Source organism: Variovorax sp. EL159 (genome assembly GCF_900100965.1).
GTDB lineage: Bacteria > Pseudomonadota > Gammaproteobacteria > Burkholderiales > Burkholderiaceae_C > Variovorax.
This window is the reverse complement of the sequence record NZ_FMUJ01000003.1, coordinates 948,616-970,672: the sequence shown is the minus strand read 5'-3', so window position 1 is coordinate 970,672 and position 22,057 is coordinate 948,616. Positions and strand designations below refer to the sequence as shown.

The following is a 22,057-nucleotide window of genomic DNA, read 5'->3' as shown; positions in this document are numbered from 1 at the left end:
GAAGAGGTGTTTCAGGCCGGGGTGGCCGCGGATGCCGCAATGCGCTGCGAAGGGCCTTGCAGCCATCGTGCGGCGGCTGCTTCGAGCACGGCGACATCGCCGCTGCTCTGCAGCAACAGGCTGCCCTGCGGCACGCCATGTTCGTCGGCGAGGCGGCCTGCCGAAGCCAGCAGCCGTCGCGTCTGTTGTGCGACCGGCAAGCCGGTGTCGATGAAGCGCAGCGTGGCCGGTGCGTGGCGGCGCAACTCGTCCTTGACGAGCGGGTAGTGGGTGCAGCCGAGCACGACCGTGTCGACTTCGCCGGCAGCTTCGCCGAAGGGCCCGGCTTCCGCCATGTAGCGTGCGCAGAGTGCCGCGATCGACGGGAAATCCATGCCCTCGATGGCCTTCACGAGACCATCGCATGGCACGGGGCGCACATCGGCCGATCCGGCGAACGAGTCGCGCAATGCGGCGTACTTGGCGCTGGCCAGCGTGCCCCGCGTGGCCAGCACCGAGATGTGGCCGGTGCGGCTGCTCGCCACGGCGGGCTTGAGCGCGGGCTCCAGGCCCACGATTGGCAGATCGGGGTTCTCGGCCCGCAGCAGGTGGATGGCGGCGGTCGTGGCCGTGTTGCAGGCGATCACGAGCGCCTTGATGCGGTACTCGCGCACCATGTGCTCGATCACCTTGCGCGAACGCTCGATCACGTACGCGTCGCCGCGCTCGCCGTACGGCGCATAGGCCGTGTCGGCGTAATAGACGAAATGCTCGTGCGGCAGTTCGGCGCGCAGCGCGGCCTGCACGCTGAGCCCGCCCACGCCGCTGTCGAAGACGCCAACCGGGAGCATCAGAAGACCTCTGTGCTGCTGCGCAATGCGAACGGGTGGGCGGTGTGCTGCATCAGGCTTCTTCCATCATGATGGTCTTGAACTCGCCGCTGGCAATGCGCTTTTGCCACTCGGCCGGGCCGGTGATGTGCGCGCTGGTGCCGCCCGCATCGACTGCCACCGTCACGGGCATGTCGACCACGTCGAATTCGTAGATGGCTTCCATGCCGAGGTCCGCAAAGCCGACCACCTTGGCCGTCTTGATGGCCTTGCTCACGAGGTAGGCGGCGCCGCCTACGGCCATGAGGTAGGCGCTCTTGTGCTTCTTGATGGCCTCGATGGCGACCGGGCCGCGCTCGGCCTTGCCGATCATCGCGATGAGGCCGGTCTGGGCCAGCATCATTTCGGTGAAGCCGTCCATGCGCGTGGCGGTGGTCGGGCCGGCGGGGCCCACGGCTTCGTTGCCGACCGGGTCGACCGGGCCGACGTAGTAGATGACGCGGTTGGTGAAGTCCACCGGCAGCTTCTCGCCCTTGGCCAGCATGTCCTGGATGCGCTTGTGCGCGGCGTCGCGGCCGGTGAGCATCTTGCCGTTCAGCAGGATCGTGTCGCCCGGCTTCCAGCTTGCGACTTCAGCGGGCGTGAGCTTGTTCAGATCGACGCGCTTGCTCTTCTTTTCGTCCGGCGCCCAGTTCACGTCGGGCCACAGGTCGAGCGACGGCGGGTCGAGGTAGACCGGGCCGCTGCCGTCCATCACGAAGTGCGCATGGCGCGTGGCGGCGCAGTTGGGGATCATCGCCACAGGCTTGCTGGCCGCGTGCGTGGGGTACATCTTGATCTTGATGTCGAGCACGGTGGCCAGGCCACCCAGGCCTTGCGCGCCGATGCCCAGAGCATTGACCTTCTCGTACAGCTCGATGCGCAGCGCCTCGACCTTGCTCAGCTCGGCGCCGGATGCCTTCTTGGCCTGCAGTTCGTGCATGTCGAGGTCGTCCATCAGGCTTTCCTTGGCCATCAGTGCGGCCTTCTCGGCGGTGCCGCCGATGCCGATGCCCAGCATGCCCGGCGGGCACCAACCGGCGCCCATGGTCGGCACGGTCTTGAGCACCCAGTCGACCACGCTGTCGCCGGGGTTCAGCATGACCAGCTTGCTCTTGTTCTCGCTGCCGCCGCCCTTGGCCGCCACCGTCACTTCGACGGTGTTGCCCGGCACGATCTCGGTGAAGATCACCGCGGGCGTGTTGTCCTTGGTGTTCTTGCGATCGAACTGCGGGTCGCCCACGACCGAGGCACGCAGCGTGTTGTCGGGGTGGTTGTAGCCGCGGCGCACGCCTTCGTTGATGGCGTCGTCCAGGCTGCCGGTGAAGCCGCCCCAGCGCACGTCCATGCCCACCTTGAGGAACACGTTGACGATGCCGGTGTCCTGGCAGATCGGGCGGTGGCCCGTGGCGCTCATCTTGCTGTTGGTCAGGATCTGCGCGATGGCGTCCTTGGCGGCGGGGCTCTGCTCGCGCTCGTAGGCCTTGGCCAGGTGGGCGATGTAGTCGGTGGGGTGGTAGTAGCTGATGTACTGCAGCGCGGCGCTGATCGATTCGATCAGGTCGGCCTGCTGGATCGTGGTCGTCATGGTGGGGGCTTTTATTGGAGTGGGAAACGCCCCCCGATTATCTCAGCCGCCGTCTAACGGCGTCTGTCCCGATCCCGTCGGGACCACGAAGGTGGCCGCAGGGCGCGCCGCAGGGCTTTTCGGGGCAAACCCGACCCTCGCACCCCGCGGCGCCTGCCGCTACTTCGCAGCGGCGCGTGCCTCTTCGATCCAGCCGTCGAACAGCGCCTGATGGGCCTTGATCCATCCGTCCGTGTGCCGCGCCACGTCCTGTTGCGTGTTGGCGCCCTGGCTCATGCGCAGGTTCTGGGCGTTGATGTCGCTGATGGGCAGCTTCATCACCTCGAACAGCTTGCCGGCGGCCGGGTTCTTCTCGACGAAGGCCTTGTTGGCGACGATCTGCTCCTGGTTGGCCTGGAAGCCGTAGTTCTTGCCGTTCGGCAACTGCGTGTCGACACTGCCGCCATCGCCTTGCGACGACGAGAAGGGCACCTGCAGCCATACCACGTCCGCACCTGGCCGCAGCACCGCGCTGACCCAGTACGGCGTCCACGTGTAGTACAGGATCGGCTTGTCCTGCTTGAAGCGGGCGATGGTGTCGGCCATCAGCGCGGCATAGCTGCCCTGCTTGTGGGTGACCGTGTCGCGCAGCTGGTAGGCCGTCAGGTGGTTCTCGATGGCCAGCTCGCAGCCCCAGCCGGGATTGCAGCCGGTCAGGTCGGCCTTGCCGTCGCCGTCCGCATCGAACAGCTTCGCAATCGCCGGATCTTTCAGCTGCGCGATGCTGGTGATGTTGTATTGCTCGGCCGTCTTGCGGTCGATCAGGTAGCCCTGCACCGCGCCTTCGGAATACACGCCCTTGCGCGACAGCTTGGCGTCGCCACCGCTGTTCTTGTAGAAGTCGGCGTGCAGCAGGCTCCAGTGGTTGGCCATGAAGGTGGCGTCGCCGTTGGCGATGGCCAGGTGCTCGGTGGCGGGTTCGAGGTCTTTCATGGGCTCGACGGTGTAGCCGAGCTTTTCGAGCCCGCGCATCACGAGCAGCGTCTGGAACGCCTCCTCGGCGAGCGAACTTTTCAGCGGCAGCACGGTGACGCCCTTGCCGGGCAGCTCGCTGCCGGCCTGTGCGGCGATGCCAAAGGCGACGAAGCCAAGGGCCAGAAGGCCGCGTGCGATGAGGCTGGTTTTGTTCATGCGTCGGATTCCTTCGTAGCCATTCATTGCGCTTGCGTGGACAGGGCGGGAGCGGGCTCGTTCGCATGGCGCGAAGGCGTGCCCACCAGGCGTTGCAGCAGGCGCAGCGCGAAGCCGGCCGGCCCGGTGTGCCACCAGCGGCGCCCGGCGCTGCGGCGCGACTTGCCCATGGCCTGCGTCAGCCGGTCGAGCGAGATCGCCAGCAGCACGATGCCCAGGCCACCCACGGTCGCCAGGCCCATGTCGAGCCGGCCGATGCCGCGCAGCACCATCTGGCCGAGGCCGCCGACGGCGATCATCGAGGCGATCACCACCATCGACAGCGACAGCATCAGCGCCTGGTTGATGCCCGCCATGATCGACGGCATGGCCAGCGGCAGCTTCACCTTCACGAGCATCTGCCAGGGCGAGGCACCGTACGCGCGTGCCGCTTCGATCAGGTCGGGCCGCACCTGGCGCAGGCCGAGGTTGGTCAGGCGCACCAGCGGGGCCAGCGCGAAGATGATCGTCACGATCACGCCCGGCACGTTGCCGATGCCGAACAGCATCACCACCGGCACGAGGTAGACAAAAGCGGGCGTGGTCTGCATCGCGTCGAGCACGGGGCGCATCAGGCGCTGGGCTCGGTCGCTGCTGGCCAGCAAGACACCCAGCGGCAGGCCGATGACCATGCAGAAGACCAGCGAGGTCAGCACCAGCGACAGCGTCACCATGGCTTCAGGCCAGATGCCCAGCATGGCCACCAGCAGCAGTGCGACCGAGGTGCCGATGGCAAGCGCGCGGCCGGCGAACTGCCAGGCCAGCAGGCCGATCAGCGCGATCATGGCCAGCGTGGGCAGGCCGGTCAGCAGGCTCTGCACCCAGTTCAGCGTGCTGTCGATGGGCAGGCGCACGGTCTGGAAGAAAGGGCGGAAGTGCTCGACCACCCAGCCCAGGCCCTGGTTGATCCAGGACTCGACGGGCAACGAGCCGTCCCACAGGCGATGCAAGTGAAAGCCGCTGGTGGTGGCATCGACCGATCCGGCCAACTGATGGGCTGCGTCCACGGGCGCATCGAGCCAGGCGCTGGTCGCGGACGTGTCGGGCGCTGCGGACATGGCCTCCCACGGGTCGATGGGCATGGGCGCCTGCGGCGGCAAGGTGGTCGCGGCGTCGTTCAACGGCGTGAATTCGGAAGGCAGTGCGGTGTCGTTCATCAAAAGATCCTTCGAAGTCGTTCAGGCCGCAGCGGCGGTCACGGATGCAGGCACGGGTTGCTGGGGCTGGTGCGTGGGGTCGATCGGCGGCGTGTCGCGGTCGAGGAACTTCAACAGCGTCGTCTTGCTGATCGCACCGCAGAAGCGGCCGTCGCTTGCCACCACCGGCATTGCGCAAGGCGCCTGGCCCACCTGGCCGATCAGTCCGGCCACGGGCGCATCCGCCTCGATCACGCCGAGGTCGTTCAGGAACGCATGGCGCAGGCCCAGGGGGCCCGAGTGGCCGTCGAGCGCCGAGCGCAGCGTGTCGGCCGACACGGTGCCCAGGTAGCGCTTGTTCGGGTTGGTCACGTAGGCATAGTCGCGGTCCTGGTCCTCCAGCAGCTTGAGCGCCGCGCGGGCGCCGCGCTCGGGGTGCTCGCACACCACCGTGAGCGACTTGCGGGCGATGTCCGCAGCCTTGAACACGGCCGCTGCATCCACGCCGCGCACGAAGCTGCGCACGTAGTCGTCGGCGGGGCTGCGCAGGATCTCGTCGGGCGTGCCGACCTGGATGACCTGCCCGTCTTTCATGATGGCGATGCGGTCGCCGATGCGCATGGCTTCGTCCAGGTCGTGCGAGATGAAGACGATGGTGCGGCGCTGTTCCTGCTGCAGCCGCAGCAGCTCCGACTGCATTTCGGTGCGGATGATCGGGTCGAGCGCCGAGAACGCCTCGTCCATCAGCAGGATCGACGGATCGGACGCCAGTGCCCGCGCCAGGCCCACGCGCTGCTGCATGCCGCCCGACAGCTCGTCGGGGTAGCTGTCGCCCCAGCCCGCCAGCCCGACTTGCGCCAGCGCCTTGTCGGCCTGCGCAAGGCGCTCCTTCTTGCCGGTGCCCGAGAGGTCGAGGCCGAAGGCGGTGTTCTCGCGCACCGTCATGTGCGGCATCAGCGCGAAAGACTGGAACACCATGCTGATGTCCTTGCGGCGCAGCGCGCGCAGCTTGGCGTCGGAGTGCTCGTTGATGTCCGCGCCATCGATCACGATGCGTCCGGCGGTCGGCTCGATCAACCGGTTCAGCAGGCGCACCAGCGTCGATTTGCCCGAACCCGAGAGACCCATGATGACGAAGATTTCTCCGGCCTGGATCTCGAAGGTGGCGTCGAACACGCCGATCGACTGGCCCGTGCGCGCCAGGATCTCTTTCTTGGAAAAGCCCTGCCGGACCAGCGCCAGGGCTTGCTCCGGCTCGTCGCCGAAGACCTTGAAGACGTGGTCGATGAGAATTCCTTTGGCCATACGCAGCGGGCTCCTTGTGTGAGGGTGGACACGGCGCCGCCCCGCAGGGCGGCAACGGCCACGCCATCAGCCGGCGAGGCTGCCCGAACAGAGCGCGTGATGAATGCGCGTGCAATGGCCCGGCGAGCCGCAAAGGCTGCCGACAGGCACTGAAGACGACATGGCGACGAAACCAGTGCCCGCCGGATGCTTCATTCGCAGAGCGACGGGCCTGGTCGAGGGGCGCCGCCTGGAGGAGCGTGACGTGGCAATGGGGCCGGAAAAATCCGGCCGGTTTGCCGGGCTGGGCCCGGCGGATGAACCTGGCACCGCGACGGGATTCGAGATCCGCGAGTAGTGCAGGCGGGACCTACAGCGTCATCAACATGACTTATAGGTCCTCGGAAGCTCTCGATCATAACTTTTTGACATGAAGTCTGTCAATCCGACAGGCGTAAGGTGATGTCGGACCCGAGGCAAAGTCCTCGTCAGATGAGAGCTGTTCTTATCGGGGCGATACTCGGTGCCGCGCCCGGCGAGCGGGTGCATTTTTTCCCAAGACTGCGGAGCTTTTTTCATGACGACTTCCCCCAAGACCCGTGCCGAGCGCGACACCTTCGGACCGATCGACGTGCCGGCCGACAAGCTGTGGGGCGCGCAAACGCAGCGCTCGCTGCAGAACTTCGACATCTCCGGCGAGCAGCAGCCGCGCGAGATCATCAAGGCGCTGGCACAGGTCAAGCGCGCGTCGGCCGTGGTCAACCATGCGCTGGGCCTGCAGGACGCGAAGAAGACGCACGCCATCGTGGCCGCCGCCGACGAAGTCATTGCCGGCAAGCACCCGGGCGAGTTCCCGCTGGTGGTCTGGCAGACCGGCTCGGGCACGCAGAGCAACATGAACGTCAACGAAGTGCTGGCCAACCGCGCCAGCGAGCTGCTGGGCGGCGAGCGCGGGGAAGGGCGCCTGGTGCACCCGAACGACGACGTCAACCGCAGCCAGTCGAGCAACGACGTGTTCCCCACGGCCATGCATGTGGCCGCCGTCGAGGCCATCACGCACAAGCTGCTGCCGGCCATCGCCAAGCTGCGTGGCACGCTGGAGCAGAAGTCGAAGGACTTCGCCGACATCGTGAAGATCGGCCGCACCCACCTGCAAGATGCCACGCCGCTCACGCTGGGCCAGGAGTTCTCGGGCTACGTGGCGCAACTGGCGCACGGCGAGGCCCACGTGCGCGCCGCGCTGCCGCACCTGTGCGAACTGGCGCTGGGCGGCACGGCCGTCGGCACCGGCCTCAATGCGCCCAAGGGCTACGCGGTGCAGGTGGCGGCCGAACTGGCGAAGCTCACGGGCCTGCCTTTCGTGACTGCGCCGAACAAGTTCGAAGCCATGGCCAGCGTCGATGCGCTGGTGCATGCGCACGGCGCGCTGAAGACGCTGGCGGCCAGCATGAACAAGATCGCCAACGACGTGCGCTGGCTCGCGAGCGGCCCGCGCAGCGGCATTGGCGAGCTGAGCATTCCCGAGAACGAACCCGGCTCGTCGATCATGCCGGGCAAGGTCAACCCGACCCAGAGCGAAGCCGTCACGATGCTGGCCGCGCAGGTGTTCGGCAACGACGTCGCCATCAACATCGGCGGCGCCTCGGGCAACTTCGAGCTGAACGTGTTCCGCCCGATGGTCGCGCACAACTTCCTGCAGAGCGTTCGCCTCCTGGCCGACGGCATGGTGAGCTTCAACGACCACTGCGCGGTGGGCATCAAGCCGAACCGCGAGCGCATCACCGAGTTGGTCCAGCGTTCGTTGATGCTGGTGACGGCGCTGAACACGCACATCGGCTACGACAAGTCGGCCTACATCGCGAAGAAGGCGCACAAGGAAGGCACGAGCCTGCGCGACGCGGCGATTGCCTCGGGGCACCTGACGGCCGAGCAGTTCGACCAGTGGGTGGTACCGGAGAACATGACCGGCCGTTGAGTCGAAGCACCCCTGAAAAAGAAAAGGACCCGCGAGGGTCCTTTTTTTGTTGCCGGCCGATCAGTAGCCGATGGTGTAGCGCTGGCGGGAGTGCGCGGGCTTTTCCAGCTCGTCGATGAACGCGATCGCGTAGTCCTCGAAGGTGATCCAGCTGCGGCCTTCGGCGCTCACCAGCAGGTCGTCCTTGCCCAGGCGGAACTTGCCGGTGCGCTCGCCTTCGACGAATTCGGCGGAGGGCGACAGGAAGGTCCAGTCGAGTTCCTTCTCGTTGCGCAGCGCATCGAGAAACACGCCACCGGCCGAGGCTTCGGCGCGGTACGCATCGGGGAAGTTCGGCGTGTCGATCACCTTGAGGCCCGGCGCCGCGAACAGGCTGCCGGCACCACCGACCACCAGCAGGCGCTTGACGCCCGCGCGCTTGACCGGACCGATGACGGCTGCGGGCGGCACGGTGGCGAAGTGCGCGGCGCTGAACACGGCGTCGTGGCCGGCCAGTGCCTTTTCAAGCGCGGGTGCGTCGAGCACGTCGAGGTCGACGGCTTTCACGTTGGCGCGACCCGACAGCTTCTCGCTGGCCTTGCGGGCGATGGCGGTGACGGTGTGGCCGCGACGCAGCGCTTCTTCGAGAAGGCGGCCGCCGGCGCGTCCGGTGGCACCGATGATGGCGATGTGGCTCATGAGGGACTCCAGTCAAAAAGTTGGGAAGGGATGAGCCGCATCTTAGGTTTCTGCTTTCGAAAGAAATACCTCGAATTGCGCGTTTCTTTATTTCTAAAATCGTTCATATGGATCGATTGAACGCAATGCGGGTGTTCGTGAACGTGGTGGATTCGGGCAGCCTCTCGGCCGCGGCCGACAAGCTCGACATGTCCCGCCCCGTGGTCACGCGCTATGTGGCCGAACTGGAGCAATGGACCGGCGCGCGCCTGCTGCACCGCACGACGCGCCGCCTGAGCCTCACGGCCGCGGGCGAAGAGCTGCTGCCGCGTTGTCGCCAGGTGCTGGAGTTGACGGGCGACATGCAGGCTGCGGTGCGCCATCCGGCCGAGGCGCCGCGCGGCCAGTTGCGCATTACCGCCAGCACCTCGTTCGCGCAGGCGCAGCTGGCCGATGCGGTGGCCGACTATGTGCGGCTCTATCCGGGTGTGGCGGTCGACCTTGTGCTGCTGGACCGCGCCGTGAACCTGGTGGACGAGCGCATCGACCTGGCCATCCGCGTCGCGGTCGAGATCGATCCCAACCTGATCGCACGACGGCTCACCGTGTGCCGCTCGGTGGTCTGCGCATCACCGGCGTATCTGCAGGAGCATGGCAAGCCGCTGCGGGTGGAAGAGCTGGCCCAGCGCAACTGCCTCACGCATTCCTACTTCGGGCGCAGCCTCTGGAATTTCACGCGCAAGGAAGATGGGGAGCCGGTGTCCGTGGCCGTGGGTGGCAACGTGTCGACCAACGATGCGGCCAGCCTGATGTACCTGGCGCGGTCGGGGGCGGGTATCGCGATGCTGCCGACCTACCTGACGTCGGAGCTGGTTCAGGCCGGGGAACTGGTGCCGCTCTTCACCGATTTCGAGCCGCAGGTGGTGGGCATGTATGCCGTCTACGCCTCGCGCAAACACATGCCGGCCACGCTGCGCACCATGCTCGACTTTCTGGCCGAGCGCTTCACCGAAATGCCTGCGTGGGACCTGCCGCACGCAGGATAGGCAGGCGAAGCGGCAGGCGCGTCGCCCGCCGCCGAAGGATCAGTGAGGGGCGCCGCCTTGCGCCGCGTTCGCCGTCATCAGCTTGTCGGTATAGGCGATGGCCATCGCCGAGAGCAGGAAGGCGATGTGGATCACCGTCTGCGCAATCAGCACGCGGTCGGTGTAGTTGTCCGCGTTGATGAAGGTCTTGAGCAGGTGGATCGAGCTGATGCCGATGATGGCGGTGGCCAGCTTCACCTTGAGCACCGAGGCGTTCACGTGGCTCAGCCACTCGGGCTGGTCGCGGTGGCCTTCGAGGTTCATGCGGCTCACGAAGGTCTCGTAGCCGCCCACGATCACCATGATCAGCAGGTTGGAGATCATCACCACGTCGATCAGTGCCAGCACCACCAGCATGATCACCGTCTCGTTGAGCGCGCCGACCGGCGCGGTCGTCTTGTAGCCGATGCTGGTGATCAGGGCCTGCAGCGCGGTCTGGCTGCCGAACGCGGCTTCGACCAGGTGCAGCAGCTCGACCAGGAAGTGCACCACGTACACCGCCTGCGCCACGATCAGGCCCAGGTACAGGGGCAGTTGCAGCCAGCGGCTCGCAAAGATCAGCCGGGGCAGCGGCCCCATCGGCATGGTCCGGGGGGCGGGCGGGTTCAGAGGGTCGAAAGGATCGGGCGCGGACATCGGGTGGAGGTTCGTGGAAGACCGGCGATTCTAGGGGTGCCCCCGTGTCGTACTCGTGATAACCCCGCGAACTAACATCGGGCCGTCAGTAGCCCGTAAGTGGGCCCGCCGACATTACGGCCGCATCCATCCAGGAGACATGAGAATGAGCAGCGCATCGAAGAACATTGAATCCGTCCTGGTCGAGAACCGCGTGTTCCCGCCCGACGCCCGTGCCACCGAAGGCGCCCGAATTTCCGGCATGGCCGCCTACGAGGCGCTGTGCAAGGAAGCCGAGCAGGACTTCGAAGGGTTCTGGACCCGGCTGGCCAAGGGCAACCTGCAGTGGACCAAGCCGTTCACCAAGACGCTCGACGAATCGAAGGCCCCGTTCTACGAATGGTTCGGCGACGGCGAGCTCAATGCCAGCGCCAATTGCCTGGACAAGCACATCGGCACCCCGGTCGAGAACAAGACCGCCATCGTCTTCGAGGCCGACGACGGCACCGTCACCAACGTCACCTACAAGGAACTGCTCGCCCGCGTGAGCCAGTTCGCCAACGCGCTGAAGGCCGCGGGCATCAAGAAGGGCGACCGCGTCATCGTCTACATGCCGATGACGGTCGAGGGCGTGATCGCCATGCAGGCCTGCGCGCGCATCGGCGCCACCCACAGCGTGGTGTTCGGCGGCTTCTCGGCCAAGGCGCTGCAGGAGCGGATCATCGACGCGGGCGCCGTGGCGGTCATTACCGCCAACTACCAGCTGCGCGGCGGCAAGGAACTGCCGCTGAAGGCCATCGTGGACGACGGCATCGCGCTCGGTGGCTGCGAGTCGATCAAGACCGTGTTCGTGTACGAGCGCACGCCCACCGCGTGGAACCGCGTCGAGGGCCGCGACAAGACCTTCGCCGAAGCGCTGAAGGGCCAGAGCACCGATTGCCCGCCCGTGCCGGTGAACGCCGAGCACCCGCTCTTCATCCTCTACACCTCGGGCTCCACCGGCAAGCCCAAGGGCGTGCAGCACGCCACTGGCGGCTACCTGCTGTGGGCCAAGCTCACGATGGACTGGACCTTCGACTCGCGTCCAGAAGACGTGTTCTGGTGCACGGCCGACATCGGCTGGATCACCGGCCACACCTACGTCGCCTACGGCCCGCTCGCGGCCGGCGCCACGCAGGTGGTGTTCGAGGGCATCCCGACCTTCCCGCATGCAGGCCGCTTCTGGCAGATGATCGAGAAGCACAAGGTCAGCGTGTTCTACACCGCGCCCACCGCCATCCGCTCGCTCATCAAGGCCGCCGACGGCGACGAGAAGGTGCACCCGAAGAACTGGGACCTGTCGAGCCTGCGCATCCTCGGTTCGGTCGGCGAGCCGATCAACCCCGAGGCGTGGATGTGGTACCACCGGAACATCGGCCATGAGAAGTGCCCGATCGTCGACACCTTCTGGCAGACCGAGACCGGTGGCCACGTCATCACGCCGCTGCCGGGCGCCACGCCGCTGGTGCCGGGCTCGTGCACCTTGCCGCTGCCGGGCATCATGGCCGCCATCGTCGACGAGACCGGCAAGGACCTGCCCAACGGCGCAGGCGGCATGCTGGTCATCAAGCGGCCCTGGCCCTCGATGATCCGCACCATCTGGAACGACCCCGAGCGTTTCAAGAAGAGCTATTTCCCCGAAGAGATGGGCGGCACGATCTACCTGGCCGGCGACGGCGCGGTGCGCAGCGCCGACCGCGGCTACTTCCGCATCACCGGCCGCATCGACGACGTGCTGAATGTGTCGGGGCACCGCCTGGGCACCATGGAAATCGAATCGGCCCTCGTCTCCAAGACCGACCTCGTGGCCGAAGCCGCGGTGGTGGGCCGTCCCGACGACGTGACCGGCGAGGCCGTGTGCGCCTTCGTCGTGCTCAAGCGCAGCCGCCCGACCGGTGAGGAAGCCAAGCAGATCGCCAACGAGCTGCGTGCCTGGGTCGCGAAAGAAATCGGCCCCATCGCCAAGCCCAAGGACATCCGCTTCGGCGACAACCTGCCCAAGACGCGCAGCGGCAAGATCATGCGGCGCCTGCTGCGCAGCATCGCCAAGGGCGAGGCGATCACGCAGGACACCTCGACGCTGGAGAACCCGGCGATCCTGGAACAGTTGTCGCAGACGAACTGATCCGCCCTCTGTAGGACATGGCCGTTTGTGCGGCCATCTGCGCCGAAGAGGCCTCTTCAGTGAGGTAAAACCATCGCAGTCACCGCGCGCCTCGACGCGCGCGGGAGTTTCCGATGTGTTCGATCTTTCCGAAGGAGGCCCCCATGGGCGTGAGATCCGCTTTCCTGTTCGTCATCGTGCTGCTGATCGCGGCACTTGCTGCCCTGAACTGGGGAACGCTGTCGGCACCCACCGATGTGTGGCTCGGCTTCATGACCGTCTCGGCGCCGCTGGGGCTGATCATGCTGGGGCTTACCGGCGTGCTTGCCGCTTTCTTCCTGGTTTATGTGCTGTACCTGCACAGCTCGGTGCTGCTCGACACCAAGCGCCACACGAAGGAAATGCAGGTCCAGCGCGACCTTGCCGACAAGGCCGAGGCCTCGCGCTTCACCGAGTTGCGCAACTTCCTCGAAGCGCAGGAGAACAAACACATGGCGCACAACGCAGACCGTCACACGGCGCTGCTGGCGCGCATGGATCAGCTTGAAGCGGCGGTCCGCTTGCGCTCGGACCAGACCGACAACACCGTGGCCGCGCACATCGGCCAGCTCGAAGACCGCATCGAGCGCCGGCCGCTGCCGGTGGACATCAACCCGCAGGGTTGATGCGGGTTATTACTTCGTCGACAGCACCCAGGCCGCCAGCTTCTTCGCATCCGCTTCGCTGACCTGGTTGTTCGCCGGCATCGGCACCGGGCCCCACACGCCGGAGCCGCCCTTCATGATCTTGGCGGCGAGCGTGTCGACGGCGCCCTTGTCGTCCTTGTACTTCGCGGCCACGTCCTTGAACGATGGCCCGAGCACCTTGCGCTCGACCGCGTGGCAGCTCATGCAGTTCTTCGAGGTGGCCAGGGCGAGATCGGCGAAGGCGGGGGCCGCAACGCCGAGGCCCAGGGCGACCAACAATAGGACTCTTTTCATGGGGATGTATTTCGTAAGGGCTGAGTTACATTCGATGCAACGCGATTGTAGGTAGCGCCGTGCACTGGCGCCCGGATGCGTTGCCACAAACCCCGGGGGATTCGCGATGTTGTTTTTGCTGCTGGGCCTGCTGGGCATTGCCCTCAAGTACTTCGAAATCGGCATGGTCGCCGGCTGGAGCTGGTGGATCGTGCTGTCGCCGTTCGCCATGGCCGTCGCGTGGTGGGCCTGGGCCGATTCGTCGGGCTACACCAAGCGCAAGGTGATGGAGCGGGAAGCAAAGCGCAGGCAGGCACGCATCGACCGTCAGAAGACCAACATGGGCATGAAGACCAGCAACGGCCAGCCCCCGCGCCGCTGAGCGCGGCACTGCCGCTTCCGGCCTGACAGACCCGCGCCCCATGCCGAAAGGAGGTGCGCCATGGATGACCAGGCCACTACCCGTGCACTGCTCGTCTTCGGACTTTCGCTGCTGGTCGGGCCGGCCATCGGCGGGCTCGTGGGGTGGCTCAAGACTTTCTTCTGGGGTGTCGGCGTCGGTGCGCTGCTGATCGGCTGCGCGGGCCTGTACGGTGCGGTCACGGTCGGCTGGCACCGCTACCAGTCGATTGCCGGCACGGCCAGCGTGCAGGGCAGCCTGGTCGAGTTCGTGGAAGAACGCAGCAAGGACAGCAACGGCCGCACCATCGTCACGCGTGCACCCATCGTCGAATACACCGCATCCGATGGATTGAAGCGTCGCGTCAAGGGGCTGGGCGGTGGCCTTGGCGACAAGGAGTGGGGCGACCCGGTCGAGGTGCGTTACAGCAAGGCCGACCCGGCGCAGGCGTTGGTGGCCGATTTCCAGAACATGTGGGGCATCGTCTGGGGGCTGGGCATCTTCGGCGGATTTCCGACGATGTTCGGCCTGTTCTTCACCGGCATGGCGGTCAGGGAAAGCCGGCACCAGGATGGGCTTCGGGCAACGCGCGACCCTACGCCGGCACAGCAACGCTGGCGCACGCGCGGCACCGTGCTCGCGAACTTCGTGTTTCTCGCGGGCTTCGCGCTCGTGTTCTTCTATCCCGATCCGAGCTTGGCGAAGCAGTTAGGTGCGGGCTTCATGACCATCGGCGCCGGGGCCATGCTGCACTTCATCGTGCAGAGCCTGCCACCGGCGACGGATTTCCAGTTCCGCAGCATCCTCGCGATCGTTGGCCTCGGGTTCCTGGCCTTCGGCTACGGCGCGTGGATGATGGGGTAGACAAGGCTCGCCCCCAAGCTGCGTGCACTTCGTGTCACTTTTCCAACCCCCTACCGGGGGCAACACCAGAGGCCCGGCAAAGCCGGTTCCTCGGTGTTTCCCGAAGGATCAGAACTTGTCGAGCACAGCGCCCGAGCTGGCGCTCGATGCGTTGAACGCGAACTTCGCCTGCACGCCACGCGTGTAGCGCGGCGCCGGGGCCTTCCAGCCTTCGCGACGCTTGGCCAGTTCGGCTTCGGGCACGTTGAGTTCGAGCACCAGCTTGTGTGCGTCGATGGTGATCGAGTCGCCTTCGTTCACGAATGCGATGGTGCCGCCGGCTGCCGCTTCGGGCGCGACGTGGCCGACCACCATGCCCCAGGTGCCGCCCGAGAAGCGGCCGTCGGTGATGAGGCCCACGCTTTCGCCGAGGCCCGCGCCGATCAGCGCACCGGTGGGTGCCAGCATTTCGGGCATGCCTGGGCCGCCCTTGGGGCCGAGGTAGCGCAGTACCATCACGTCGCCGGCCACGATCTTGCCGTCCAGGATGGCCTTGAGCGCCGACTGCTCGTCGTCGAACACGCGCGCCGGGCCGGTGATGACCGGGTTCTTCAGGCCCGTGATCTTGGCGACTGCGCCTTCAGGCGACAAGTTGCCCTTCAGGATGGCCAGGTGGCCTTCGTCGTACATCGGCTTGTCGATCGGGCGGATCACGTCCTGGTCGGCGCGCGGCACATCGGGCACGTCCTTCAGCACTTCGGCAATCGTCTGGCCGCTGATGGTGATGCAGTCGCCATGCAGCAGGCCCGCGTTCAGCAGCACCTTCATGACTTGCGGAATGCCGCCGGCCTGATGCAGGTCGACCGCCAGGTACTTGCCCGAGGGCTTCAGGTCGCACAGCACCGGCACCTTCTTGCGCATGCGCTCGAAGTCGTCGATGGACCAGTCCACGCCGGCCGCGTGCGCGATCGCCAGGAAGTGCAGCACCGCGTTGGTCGAGCCGCCCGTGGCCATGATGACCGCCACGGCGTTCTCGATGGCCTTCTTGGTCACGATGTCGCGCGGCTTCAGGTCTTTCTTGATCGCCTCGATCAGCACCTTGGCCGATTCCTTGGCCGAGTTGGCTTTCTCGTCGTGCGGGTTCGCCATGGTCGACGAGTAGGGCAGCGAGATGCCGAGCGCCTCGAATGCCGAGCTCATCGTGTTGGCCGTGTACATGCCGCCGCACGAGCCGGTGCCGGGAATGGCGCGCTTCTCGATCTCGTGCAGGTCTTCGTCGCTCATGTTGCCGGCGGCGTTCTGGCCCACGGCTTCGAACACGCTGACGATGTTCAGGTCTTGCCCCTTGTACTTGCCGGGGAGGATGGTGCCGCCATACACGTAGATGGCCGGCACGTTGGCGCGCAGCATGCCCATCAGGCCGCCGGGCATGTTCTTGTCGCAGCCACCGACCACCAGCACGCCGTCCATCCACTGGCCGCCGACGCAGGTTTCGATGCAGTCCGAAATGACTTCGCGGCTCACCAGCGAGTACTTCATGCCTTCGGTGCCCATCGCCATGCCATCGGAAATGGTGGGCGTGCCGAACACCTGCGCGTTGCCGCCGGCTTCCTCGATGCCCGCGATGGCCGCGTCGGCCAGCTTCTGCAGGCCCGAGTTGCAAGGCGTGATGGTGCTGTGGCCATTGGCCACGCCGACCATCGGCTTCTTGAAGTCGCTCTCTTCGTAGCCCATGGCGTAGAACATCGAGCGGTTGGGCGCGCGGCTCTTGCCTTCGACGATGTTGGCGCTGCGGCGGTTGATCTGGATCGGTTTGGTGTCCATGGTGTCTCTTCTGTCGTGGGGAGTGGGTGTCGCGGGGAGCACCGAGTATCGGACTTCTGATTGATTGGTTCCAATCCAATTTGAAGCATGGATTGATATGCTTGGCATATGAATGAAGCCCTGATCGACCTGCGAGCCTGGCGCCAGTTCGTCGCCGTGGCCGAAGAGCTGCACTTCGGCCGGGCCGCGCTGCGGCTGCACATGACGCAGCCACCCGTCACGCAGGCCATCGCCCAGCTCGAGAAAACGCTGGGCGTGGTGCTGTTCGACCGCACCCGCCGGCGCGTCGCGCTCACGCCCGCCGGCGAGGCGCTGCTGCCCGACGTTCGCGAGCTGCTGGCCCGCGCACAGGCGCTGCCGGCGCGGGCGCGCGCGGCGGCGGCGGGGCAGGTGGGCCGCGTGCGCATCGCCTTTGTGTCGACGGTGGGCTTCGAGCAGTTGCCGGCCTGGGTGCGCGAATTTCGCGTGCTCTGCCCCGAGGTGGCGCTCGAACTGGTCGAGGCCACCGGCGACGTGCAGCTCGAAGCCTTCGCGCGCGGCGAGATCGATGCCGGGCTGATGCTGCATTCGCCCGGCGCGGCGCCGCCCGGACTGACGCGGCTGGCCGTGTCCGAAGAGCCGCTGGTGCTGGCGCTCCCGGCCCGGCATGCGCTGGCCCGCACGCAGAAGTTGTTGCTGGCCGACGTGCTGGCCGAGCCGCTGGTGATCTTTCCGCGCCGCATCGTGCCCTCGCTGCACGACGCGATCTTTGCGCTGTACCACGCGGCCGGCCGGGTGCCGCAGCTCGCACAAGAGGCGATCCAGATGCAGACCATCGTCAACCTCGTGTCGGGCGGCATCGGCGTGGCCTGGGTGCCGGAGAGCGTCACGCAGTTCAGGCGCGAAGGCGTCGTGTACCGGCGCGCCGCGGAATTCGCGCCGGCCGCGCGGCGACGCAGCGCACCGGCGTTGCCCGCCTGCGAAACCAGCCTCGTGTGGCCCGCCGGGGCGGCCAACCCGGCGCTGGAGCGCTTCGTGGCGTTCGTGCGCGAGCTCAAGCTATAAACGGCGGCGTCGGCGCCGCGTCGGTGCGCTCACTCACTCAAAGAAGAAAAGAAGAACTGCATGAAGACCGCATCCTCTTTCATCGTCCGTTGCGCTTTGACAGTGGCAGCGTTGTGCGCGATGGCCGTGCAGGCGCAGCCTGCGGCGCCGCAGTTCAAGGACTATCCGGCCGATGCGCCCTACACCGGAGCGAACCACGCACTGGTCATCGACAGCGAGTTCGCTAAGCTCTTCCGCACCCGGCTCAGGAACGCGCTCGAGTCGAGCAAGCCGGATTTCGCGGGTCGCTACATCGTGGTGCGCTGGGGCTGCGGAAGCGGCGGATGCAACATGGGCGCGGTGATCGATGCGGCCACGGGGCATGCCACGCGGCTGCCGGTGGTGCTCTCGAGTGCGTATCCGCTGAAGCCCGAGTTCGAGAAGGAGGACGGGCAAGAGCTCATCTTCAAGCTCACCAGTCGCCTGATGGTCTTTGCGGGCGACATCAACATCGAGCAGCCGGAGGGCGGCAGCGGTGACACGGTGGCGTTCTACGAGTTCACCAAGGGCAAGTTCCGGTTGGTCAAGAGCCTTCCTTACGGGCGCAAGGACATGAAGGCGCGCTGACCTGATCGATCAGGCGCCGAGCGAATCGGCCAGCAGCGTTTCGAGCCAGCCCGCGAAGGCCTGCATCCGGCGCGACAGGTTGCGCCGGTGCGGGTACACCAGATGCACCGGCAGCGGCTCGGCACGTGCATCGGGCATCACCTCGACCAGTTCACTGGCGGCCAGGTGCTCGCGCACGTCGTAGGCGGGAATCTGGATCAGGCCCAGCCCCGCCAGCGCGCAGGCGATGTAGGTTTCGGCGTTGTTGGTCGTCACCTGGTTGCGCATGCGCAGGGTGTGGGTTTCGCCGTCGCGCTGCCATTCCCAGGGCGCCGCGCGGCCGCTGGTTGGCGAGGCGTAGTTGATCGCGAGGTGCTGTGGCAGATCCGCGGGCGTGCGCGGCGTGCCGTGTTGCGCCAGGTAGGCCGCGCTTGCGCAATTGATCAGCGTGAAATGCCCGAGCGGCCGCGCGACGAGGCTGCTGCTTGCCAGCGGCCCGACGCGCAGCGCGCAATCGACGCCTTCGAGCACGAGGTCCACCGCGCGGTCGCTGGAGCCGAGTTCAAGCTCGATGCCCGGAAAGCGCTCGAAGAAGCCCGGCAACGCCGGTGCGATCAGCCGCCGCGCGATGCGGCTCGGCACGTCGACCTTGAGCCGGCCGCTCACATGGCCGTGCGCGGGCAGGAACTGCTGCTCGATGTCTTCCATGTCGGCGACCAGCGCGCGGGCCCGCTCCAGCATCACTTCGCCATCGGGCGTGAGGCTCACGCGCCGCGTGGTGCGGTGAAGCAGCCGCGAGCCCAGCCGCGTTTCGAGCTGCTGCACGGCCGTGGAGATGGTGGCGCGCGGCAGGCCCAGCCGGTCGGCGGCCCGCGTGAAGCTGCCGGTTTCGGCCACGCGCAGGAAGACCTGGAGGAGGTCGATGCGGTCCATTCGCTGTTTGCCTGATTGTTCGTGATTTATTGAACAGTCTAGCCTTGGATCAATGATTTATCAGCGCATTGGCGACCAATAGACTGCAACCCGCAGTCACACATTCACATCACCTCAAGGAGTCCATTCATGTCCGCACGCACGCTCAAGAACAAGGTCGCCGTCATCGCCGGCGGTGGCAAGAACCTCGGTGCCCTCATCGGCCATCAACTGGTCGATGGCGGCGCCCGCGGCATCGCCATTCACTACAACAGCGATGCCTCGCGCGCCGACGCGGAAGCCACCGCCGCATCGCTCAAGGCCAAGGGCGCCGACACGCTGCTGGTGCAGGGCGACCTGTCGGTGGTGGAGAACAACGTCAAGCTGTTCGACCAGGCCGTCAAGCACTTCGGGCAGGTCGACATCGCGATCAACACCGCCGGCGTGGTCATCAAGAAGCCGATCCTCGATGTCACCGAGGCCGACTACGACAAGAGCTTCGATGCCAACGCCAAGGCAGCCTTCTTCTTCATCCAGCAGGCCGGCCGCACCCTGGCCGAGGGCGGCAGCATCGTGTCGATCGTGAGTTCGCTGCTGGCGGCCTACACGCCGTTCTATGCGATCTATCCTGGCTCGAAGGCCGCGGTGGAGCACTTCACGCGTGCCGCATCGAAAGAGTTCGGCGAGCGTGGCATCTCGGTCAACGCGATCGGCCCCGGCCCCATGGACACGCCGTTCTTCTACGGCCAGGAAAGCAAGGAAGCCGTCGAGTACCACAGCAGCGCCGCGGCTCTGAGCAAGTACTCGAAGAAGGGCCTGACCGACATCGAGGACATTGCACCCATCGTGCGCTTCCTCGTCACCGAAGGCTGGTGGATCACGGGCCAGACCATCTTCGCCAACGGTGGCTACACGACCCGCTGACACGGCAACATCCCGCCTGGAGAACAAGCGACATGCACACGATCCTGGTGATGGGCGGCGGCTTCGTGCTGCTGGTGGTGTTCCTGCTGGCTGGCCGCCTCATGGGCGACGGCTCCGCGCTGGCGCTCGCCACGGCGGCCAAGTGGTTCATTCCGGCATGGTTCATTGGTGCCGGCATCAACATGGCCGTGGGCGTGATCAAGGCGGGCTATTCGGTGGCCGAAGAACTGCCGATCTTCCTGCTGATCTTCGCGGTGCCGGCCGTGGTGGCGGGGCTCGTGTGGTGGAAGTTCGGGCGCTGACATTGCCCTGAATGTCCCCGTGCCTGCCTCGACATTCGGGGCGGGCACAATCTGCGAATGCTCATGTATCCGCAGATCAATCCCATCGCCCTGCAACTGGGGCCGGTGGCCATCCACTGGTACGGCCTGACCTACCTGGCCGCCTTTGCGCTGTTCTACTTTCTCGGCACGCGCCGGCTGCGACATGAGCCGTACCGCTCGCTCGTCGGTGCCGGCGCATGGCAGCGCAAGGACATCGAGGACATTCTTTTTCTTGGTGTGATGGGCGTCATCGTCGGTGGCCGGCTTGGCTACTGCCTGTTCTACAAGCCCGAGTTCTATCTGACGCATCCGCTCGAAATTTTGTACGTGTGGCAGGGCGGCATGAGCTTCCACGGCGGCATGCTGGGTGTGATCGGCGCGATGGTCTGGTTCTCGCATTCGCGTGCGCGGCCGTTCTGGCAGGTGATGGACTTCGTCGCGCCGTGCGTGCCGACCGGCCTGGCCGCTGGCCGCGTGGGCAACTTCATCAACGGCGAACTCTGGGGCCGCTTCAGCAATCCCGAGCTGCCATGGGGCATGGTGTTTCCGCAGAGCGGCTCGATGCTGCCGCGCCACCCTTCGCAGATCTACCAGTTCCTGCTCGAAGGCCTGCTGCTGTTCGTGATCATGTGGCTCTACGCGCGCAAGGAGCGCAAGCAGGGGCAGGTGGCGGCCGTGTTCCTGATCGGCTATGGCGCGCTGCGCTTCTTTGCCGAGTACTTCCGCGAGCCTGACGATTTCCTTGGCCTGCGCGCACTGAGCCTGAGCCAGGGGCAGTGGCTCAGCGTGCCGATGGTGATCGCCGGCATTGCGCTGTGGTTCTGGTTCGGCCGCGCCAAGGCCGCGACCGCCGCTCGCGCCTGAGCAGGAAGTTCGCAGGGTAAATCCCTGCCCTGAAAGCGGGGCAGGGCACTTGCGCGGTGTCGTGTCCGTCCTCACAATTACGCGTAATTACAGGAAATTACGCCGAGCCGCCCGAGGTCAACGCTTCGAATTCCCATGCGCCTGGTTCCCAACTCCCTGCACGACGAAGTCGCGGCCACCCTGCGCGAGCAGATCTTCGACGGCACGCTGGCCCCCGGCAGCTTCGTGGACGAGGTGGCCCTGTGCGAGCGCCTGTCCATCTCCCGCACGCCATTGCGCGAAGCGCTCAAGGTGCTCACCGCCGAAGGCCTGTTGCGGCACGAACCGCGACGCGGCTGCTTCGTCAACGAAGTCACCGAGCGCGACCTTGACGAAATCTTCCCCGTCATCGCGCTGCTCGAAGGCCGCTGCGCCTACGAAGCCGCCCGCAACGCGAGCGACGTCGAGTTGCACGAGCTCGACGCACTGCACGAACGGCTGGTGCGCCATGCCAAGGCGCGGCGCATCAACGACTACTACGCCACCAACCACATCATTCACGAGGCGATCATCAAGCTCGCCGACAACAAGTGGCTGGCGCAGGTGATCGGCGATCTGCGCAAGATCCTCAAGCTCGCGCGGCTGCAGCAGCTGCATGCGCCGGGCCGGCTCGACCAGAGCCTGTCCGAGCACCTGGCCATTTTTGCGGCCCTCAAGGCGCGCGACAGCGAAGGCGCCGACGCCGCCATGCGCACGCACATGACGCGCCAGCGCGAGGCGCTGCGCGAAGTCATGCAGCAACAGAAATCCAGGGTGATGCCATGACGCTCGAGCGTCGCCACGGCATGCCCGGCCCCCTC

General features: G+C 66.3%; 23 protein-coding genes. 13 read left to right on the top strand and 10 right to left on the bottom strand.

Features of this window, described 5'->3' with window-relative positions; all coding sequences use genetic code 11:
- Window positions 1-11: 11 nt before the first annotated feature.
- The 5 genes from murI to proV form a co-directional block, all read right to left on the bottom strand.
- Window positions 12-830: a glutamate racemase gene (gene murI, locus BLQ28_RS16670; RefSeq protein ID WP_093241410.1), complete on the bottom strand. Its 819-nt coding sequence runs from the start codon at window positions 828-830 to the stop codon at window positions 12-14.
- A 52-nt stretch (window positions 831-882) separates the two neighbouring features.
- The gene (locus BLQ28_RS16665; RefSeq protein WP_093241407.1) at window positions 883-2,436 is read right to left on the bottom strand and encodes a fumarate hydratase; all 1,554 of its coding nucleotides are present in this window, start codon (window positions 2,434-2,436) and stop codon (window positions 883-885) included.
- Between the two features lie 159 nt (window positions 2,437-2,595).
- Window positions 2,596-3,606, bottom strand: coding sequence for a glycine betaine/L-proline ABC transporter substrate-binding protein ProX (gene proX / locus BLQ28_RS16660; RefSeq protein ID WP_093241404.1), 1,011 nt, complete (start codon window positions 3,604-3,606; stop codon window positions 2,596-2,598).
- 23 nt (window positions 3,607-3,629) lie between these two features.
- On the bottom strand, window positions 3,630-4,802 hold the full coding sequence (gene proW, locus BLQ28_RS16655) for a glycine betaine/L-proline ABC transporter permease ProW (RefSeq protein ID WP_093241401.1): 1,173 nt from the start codon (window positions 4,800-4,802) through the stop codon (window positions 3,630-3,632).
- Between the two features lie 21 nt (window positions 4,803-4,823).
- Window positions 4,824-6,086 (bottom strand): glycine betaine/L-proline ABC transporter ATP-binding protein ProV, encoded by a 1,263-nt coding sequence (gene proV / locus BLQ28_RS16650; RefSeq protein WP_093241399.1) that lies wholly within the window; start codon window positions 6,084-6,086, stop codon window positions 4,824-4,826.
- Between the two features lie 103 nt (window positions 6,087-6,189).
- Between proV and BLQ28_RS33000 the strand changes: the two genes are divergently transcribed.
- Window positions 6,190-6,423, top strand: a complete 234-nt coding sequence (locus BLQ28_RS33000; protein WP_093241397.1) for a hypothetical protein — start codon at window positions 6,190-6,192, stop codon at window positions 6,421-6,423.
- Window positions 6,424-6,642: 219 nt separating this feature from the next.
- Window positions 6,643-8,040 carry a class II fumarate hydratase gene (fumC, locus tag BLQ28_RS16640; protein WP_093241394.1) on the top strand — a complete coding sequence of 466 codons (1,398 nt, stop codon included), beginning with the start codon at window positions 6,643-6,645 and terminating at the stop codon, window positions 8,038-8,040.
- Window positions 8,041-8,100: 60 nt separating this feature from the next.
- On the opposite strand, the gene BLQ28_RS16635 is transcribed toward fumC, so the two are convergent.
- Complete coding sequence (locus BLQ28_RS16635; RefSeq protein ID WP_093241392.1) at window positions 8,101-8,718, bottom strand: NAD(P)-dependent oxidoreductase; 618 nt, start codon at window positions 8,716-8,718, stop codon at window positions 8,101-8,103.
- 107 nt (window positions 8,719-8,825) lie between these two features.
- Between BLQ28_RS16635 and BLQ28_RS16630 the strand changes: the two genes are divergently transcribed.
- On the top strand, window positions 8,826-9,743 hold the full coding sequence (locus BLQ28_RS16630; RefSeq protein ID WP_093241391.1) for a LysR family transcriptional regulator: 918 nt from the start codon (window positions 8,826-8,828) through the stop codon (window positions 9,741-9,743).
- A 39-nt stretch (window positions 9,744-9,782) separates the two neighbouring features.
- On the opposite strand, the gene BLQ28_RS16625 is transcribed toward BLQ28_RS16630, so the two are convergent.
- On the bottom strand, window positions 9,783-10,418 hold the full coding sequence (locus BLQ28_RS16625; RefSeq protein WP_093241389.1) for a YqhA family protein: 636 nt from the start codon (window positions 10,416-10,418) through the stop codon (window positions 9,783-9,785).
- 145 nt (window positions 10,419-10,563) lie between these two features.
- Between BLQ28_RS16625 and acs the strand changes: the two genes are divergently transcribed.
- The gene (acs, locus tag BLQ28_RS16620; RefSeq protein WP_093241387.1) at window positions 10,564-12,561 is read left to right on the top strand and encodes an acetate--CoA ligase; all 1,998 of its coding nucleotides are present in this window, start codon (window positions 10,564-10,566) and stop codon (window positions 12,559-12,561) included.
- 143 nt (window positions 12,562-12,704) lie between these two features.
- Window positions 12,705-13,205 carry a Signal transduction histidine kinase gene (locus tag BLQ28_RS16615; RefSeq protein WP_093241385.1) on the top strand — a complete coding sequence of 167 codons (501 nt, stop codon included), beginning with the start codon at window positions 12,705-12,707 and terminating at the stop codon, window positions 13,203-13,205.
- Between the two features lie 9 nt (window positions 13,206-13,214).
- Here the strand turns inward: BLQ28_RS16615 and BLQ28_RS16610 are convergent, their stop codons facing one another.
- Entirely contained in the window at window positions 13,215-13,520 is a 306-nt protein-coding gene (locus tag BLQ28_RS16610; protein WP_093241382.1) for a c-type cytochrome, read from the bottom strand.
- Window positions 13,521-13,626: 106 nt separating this feature from the next.
- Between BLQ28_RS16610 and BLQ28_RS16605 the strand changes: the two genes are divergently transcribed.
- On the top strand, window positions 13,627-13,881 hold the full coding sequence (locus BLQ28_RS16605) for a TIGR04438 family Trp-rich protein (RefSeq protein ID WP_093241378.1): 255 nt from the start codon (window positions 13,627-13,629) through the stop codon (window positions 13,879-13,881).
- A gap of 60 nt (window positions 13,882-13,941) precedes the next feature.
- Window positions 13,942-14,763 (top strand): DUF3592 domain-containing protein, encoded by an 822-nt coding sequence (locus BLQ28_RS16600; RefSeq protein ID WP_093241375.1) that lies wholly within the window; start codon window positions 13,942-13,944, stop codon window positions 14,761-14,763.
- Window positions 14,764-14,871: 108 nt separating this feature from the next.
- Here BLQ28_RS16600 and ilvD read toward each other — a convergent pair whose 3' ends face one another.
- Window positions 14,872-16,566: a dihydroxy-acid dehydratase gene (ilvD, locus tag BLQ28_RS16595; protein ID WP_093241372.1), complete on the bottom strand. Its 1,695-nt coding sequence runs from the start codon at window positions 16,564-16,566 to the stop codon at window positions 14,872-14,874.
- 108 nt (window positions 16,567-16,674) lie between these two features.
- On the opposite strand from ilvD, the gene BLQ28_RS16590 reads away from it, so the two are divergent.
- Both BLQ28_RS16590 and BLQ28_RS16585 read left to right on the top strand, forming a co-directional pair.
- Window positions 16,675-17,610: a LysR family transcriptional regulator gene (locus BLQ28_RS16590; protein WP_093241370.1), complete on the top strand. Its 936-nt coding sequence runs from the start codon at window positions 16,675-16,677 to the stop codon at window positions 17,608-17,610.
- A gap of 60 nt (window positions 17,611-17,670) precedes the next feature.
- Window positions 17,671-18,216 (top strand): hypothetical protein, encoded by a 546-nt coding sequence (locus BLQ28_RS16585; RefSeq protein WP_143012498.1) that lies wholly within the window; start codon window positions 17,671-17,673, stop codon window positions 18,214-18,216.
- Between the two features lie 9 nt (window positions 18,217-18,225).
- On the opposite strand, the gene BLQ28_RS16580 is transcribed toward BLQ28_RS16585, so the two are convergent.
- Complete coding sequence (locus BLQ28_RS16580; RefSeq protein WP_093241365.1) at window positions 18,226-19,128, bottom strand: LysR family transcriptional regulator; 903 nt, start codon at window positions 19,126-19,128, stop codon at window positions 18,226-18,228.
- A gap of 129 nt (window positions 19,129-19,257) precedes the next feature.
- Between BLQ28_RS16580 and BLQ28_RS16575 the strand changes: the two genes are divergently transcribed.
- The 4 genes from BLQ28_RS16575 to BLQ28_RS16560 all read left to right on the top strand — a co-directional run bounded on the left by BLQ28_RS16575 (window position 19,258) and on the right by BLQ28_RS16560 (window position 22,022).
- Window positions 19,258-20,031 carry an SDR family oxidoreductase gene (locus BLQ28_RS16575; RefSeq protein WP_093241363.1) on the top strand — a complete coding sequence of 258 codons (774 nt, stop codon included), beginning with the start codon at window positions 19,258-19,260 and terminating at the stop codon, window positions 20,029-20,031.
- A 32-nt stretch (window positions 20,032-20,063) separates the two neighbouring features.
- Window positions 20,064-20,333 carry a hypothetical protein gene (locus BLQ28_RS16570; protein WP_093241360.1) on the top strand — a complete coding sequence of 90 codons (270 nt, stop codon included), beginning with the start codon at window positions 20,064-20,066 and terminating at the stop codon, window positions 20,331-20,333.
- Between the two features lie 57 nt (window positions 20,334-20,390).
- Window positions 20,391-21,218: a prolipoprotein diacylglyceryl transferase gene (lgt, locus tag BLQ28_RS16565; RefSeq protein WP_093241358.1), complete on the top strand. Its 828-nt coding sequence runs from the start codon at window positions 20,391-20,393 to the stop codon at window positions 21,216-21,218.
- 135 nt (window positions 21,219-21,353) lie between these two features.
- Entirely contained in the window at window positions 21,354-22,022 is a 669-nt protein-coding gene (locus BLQ28_RS16560) for a GntR family transcriptional regulator (RefSeq protein ID WP_093241355.1), read from the top strand.
- Window positions 22,023-22,057 lie beyond the last annotated feature (35 nt).